The following is a 2,211-nucleotide window of genomic DNA, read 5'->3' as shown; positions in this document are numbered from 1 at the left end:
CGGCGCCGCCGAGACCATCGATCGGCTGGTGCGCACGTCGCCCGAGGGCGAGGTCGAGATCACCGCGGGTTTCCTCAAGCATCGCGTCAAAGCGAACTGGAAGTTCATCCTGGAGAACGAGTGCGACGGCTATCACCCGGCCTTCGTGCACACGTCGATCTTCGGCGTTGCCGACAGCATGATCGGCAAGCTCTATGGCGGCGCCTCGACCGCGCTGACGCGTGACTACGGCAACGGCCATACCGAGATCGACCTGCGGCCCGAGTTTCGCAAGCGCGATGCGCCGATGAGCTGGTTCGGCACCAGCGAGGAACGGCTGCCCGACTATACCGCGCGCATGAAGGCCGCCTATGGCGACACCGCGGCGCGCGAGATCATGATCGACGGCACGCCGCATGTGATGATTTTTCCGAACCTGTTCATCGCCGAGATCCAGATGTTCGTGATCCAGCCGCTCGGCGTCGACGACAGCGTGCAGCATGTCACTGCGCTGCAGTTCAAGGGCGCGCCCGATCTGAACCGCCGGCTGCGCCAGCAGACCATGGGCTCGGTCGGCCCGGCCGGCTTCCTGCTTGCGGATGATTCCGAAATGTACGAGCGCTGCCATCGCGGCGTGCAGGCGCGCAATCCGGAATGGATTTTCCTCGGCCGTGGCGAGAAGCGCCAGCGGCAGGACGAGCTCGGCTTCACGGTCGGCCACGTCACCGACGAGGTGCCGTCGCGCGGCATCTGGACCCACTATCGCAAGCTGATGGAGCCCGCCTGATGCTGTCGCGCGAGAGCAGCGCCACATTGATGAGCGCCATCACCGCTTTCCTCTATCGCGAGGCGCGGTTGCAGGACGAGCATCAATACGAGGCCTGGGAAAAGCTCTGGACCGACGACGGCGCCTATTGGGTGCCGGCCAACGGCGCCGACATCGATCCGGAGCGGCAGATGTCGATCATCTACGACAACCGCTCGCGGATCGCGCTGCGCGTCCGCCAGTTGATGACCGGCAAGCATTTCACCCAGACACCGCAGTCGAACCTGCGCCGGCTGATCTCCAACATCGAATTGATGGACGAGCAGCCGGACAATGGCGACATCGCGGTCGCCAGCAACAGCCTGATCTTCGAGTCGAGCCTGCGCGACGACACGCTGTGGGCGGCGCGCAACGAATACCGGCTGCGTCATGTCGATGGCGAATTGCGGATGGCCAGCAAGAAGGTCATCCTCGTCAACAACGACAAGGCGATCTACACGCTGTCATTCCTGGTCTAACGCGCGATGACTTCATCGCGCTTTAGAAAATTGTTTGCGCATGATCTGTCCGGAAAACCGCTTCACACTTTTCCGGATCATGCTTTAGGGAAGGTCTCGCCATGATCGACAAGGGTCTCGTCCTGCTCGACATCACCGACGGCATCGCGCTGCTGCGGCTCAACCGCCCCGATGCGGCCAACGGCATGAGCGCCGAACTCCTGAGCGCGCTGTGCGACGCCATCATGGTGTGTCACGGCCATCCCGACCTTCGTGTCGTGGTCCTGAGCGGCGAGGGCACCAATTTCTGTGCGGGCGGCGATGTCCGCGCCTTTGCCTCCAAGGGCGAGAAGCTGCCCGACTACATCCGCCAAGCCACCGCGTATCTGCAGAATGCAGTGACCGGATTGCTGCGGCTGGAGGCGCCGATCATCGCCTCGGTGCAGGGTTTTGCGGCGGGCGGCGGCGGCTTCGGTCTGGTCTGTGCGTCGGATATCGTGATCGCGGCGGAGTCGGCAAAATTCCTCGCCGGTGCGACGCGGGTGGCGATGGCGCCGGATGCCGGCGTTTCCGTCACGCTGTCGCGGCTGGTCGGTCTGCGGCGAGCGATGTCGATTCTGCTGACCAATCCGGTGATCCCGGCTGCGGAAGCCCTGCAGATGGGCATCGTCACCAAGGTCGTGCCCGATGCCGAGCTCGCTGACGCATCGCTCGCGTTGGCGCGCGAGCTCGCGGCTGGGGCGCCGAAGGCGCTGGCGGCGACCAAACGGCTGGTCTGGGCCGGCACGGGCACCAGCATCGAGCAGTGCCTGTCGGAAGAGGCGCGCACCGTGGCCGAGCTCTCGGGAATGGCCGACGCGCGCGAAGGGCTCGCCGCCGTGATCGAGCGGCGCAAGCCTGTCTTCACGGGGCGCTGAGACGTGGCTGGCACCTTGCCATTCGGGCGTCTCGATGGCCGCCGCGCCTTCG

General features: G+C 65.0%; 3 protein-coding genes. All 3 read left to right on the top strand.

Annotated elements, in window-relative coordinates; all coding sequences use genetic code 11:
• A partial coding sequence (locus tag H8B02_RS46910) for an RHO alpha subunit C-terminal catalytic domain-containing protein (protein ID WP_283842328.1) occupies positions 1-766 on the top strand: 766 nt, incomplete at its 5' end.
• Entirely contained in the window at positions 766-1,263 is a 498-nt protein-coding gene (locus H8B02_RS46905; RefSeq protein WP_229172463.1) for an aromatic-ring-hydroxylating dioxygenase subunit beta, read from the top strand. The genes H8B02_RS46910 and H8B02_RS46905, both read left to right, overlap by 1 nt.
• Before the next feature lie 101 nt (positions 1,264-1,364).
• Positions 1,365-2,159, top strand: a complete 795-nt coding sequence (locus H8B02_RS46900; protein WP_229172462.1) for an enoyl-CoA hydratase/isomerase family protein — start codon at positions 1,365-1,367, stop codon at positions 2,157-2,159.
• Positions 2,160-2,211 lie beyond the last annotated feature (52 nt).

Origin of the sequence: Bradyrhizobium altum, from assembly GCF_020889705.1 — a bacterium.
GTDB lineage: Bacteria > Pseudomonadota > Alphaproteobacteria > Rhizobiales > Xanthobacteraceae > Bradyrhizobium > Bradyrhizobium altum.
The sequence above is the reverse complement of the archived record's forward strand: the minus strand, read 5'-3'. Positions and strand labels throughout refer to the sequence as shown.

Excerpts from the sequence above, each read along its gene's own strand:
- H8B02_RS46905 (WP_229172463.1), top strand. The coding sequence starts at position 766 with ATGCTGTCGCGCGAGAGCAGCGCCACATTGATGAGCGCCATCACCGCT.
- H8B02_RS46900 (WP_229172462.1), top strand. The coding sequence starts at position 1,365 with ATGATCGACAAGGGTCTCGTCCTGCTCGACATCACCGACGGCATCGCG.